Raw genomic sequence first — 999 nt, forward strand, 5'->3', positions numbered from 1 at the left:
GTCTCTAAATTACTTAGCTATTTCAGCTACAACTCCAGCTCCTACTGTTCTTCCACCTTCACGAATTGAGAATTTTAATCCTTCTTCCATTGCTATTGGTGTGATTAGTTCTATTGTAAATGTTGCGTTGTCTCCTGGCATTACCATTTCTACGCCTTCTGGTAGCTTGATTGAACCTGTTACGTCTGTTGTTCTAAAATAGAATTGTGGTCTGTATCCATCGAAGAATGGTGTATGTCTTCCTCCCTCTTCTTTTGTTAGTACGTATACTTCTGCTTTGAATTTTGTATGTGGTACTATACTTCCTGGTTTTGCTAGTACTTGACCTCTTTCTATTTCTGATCTTTGTACTCCTCTTAGTAGTGCTCCTATGTTATCTCCTGCTTGCGCTTCGTCTAACATCTTTCTGAACATTTCTACTCCTGTACATACTACTGTTCTTGGCTCGTCTGTTAATCCTACTATTTCTACTTGGTCTTGTACTTTTAATATTCCTCTTTCTACTCTTCCTGTTGCAACTGTTCCTCTTCCTGTAATTGTAAATACGTCTTCTACTGGCATTAGGAATGGTTTGTCTGTTGCTCTTTGTGGTGTTGGAATTGTTTCGTCTACTGCTTCCATTAGTTTAACTATTTTGTCTCCCCATGGTCCATCTGGTTCTTCTAGTGCTTTTAATGCTGATCCTACTATTATTGGTGTATTGTCTCCATCAAATTCGTATTCTGAAAGTAATTCTCTTACTTCCATTTCTACTAGTTCGATTAACTCTGGATCATCTACCATGTCTTCTTTGTTTAAGAACACTACTATTTTTGGTACTCCAACTTGTCTTGATAGTAGTATATGCTCTCTTGTTTGTGGCATTGGACCATCTGCTGCTGAACATACTAATATAGCTCCGTCCATTTGTGCTGCTCCTGTTATCATGTTCTTAACGTAGTCAGCGTGACCTGGACAGTCAACGTGTGCGTAGTGTCTGTTTGGTGTTTCATACTCTAC

The 999-nt window shown here is 38.7% G+C and carries 1 protein-coding gene; it reads right to left on the bottom strand.

Annotated elements, in window-relative coordinates; genetic code table 11:
* Positions 1–9: 9 nt before the first annotated feature.
* Positions 10–999: elongation factor Tu (tuf, locus tag DW1_RS12615; protein WP_074350997.1), on the bottom strand; the 990-nt coding region annotated here is incomplete at its 5' end.

The organism is Proteiniborus sp. DW1 (genome assembly GCF_900095305.1).
GTDB lineage: Bacteria > Bacillota > Clostridia > Tissierellales > Proteiniboraceae > Proteiniborus.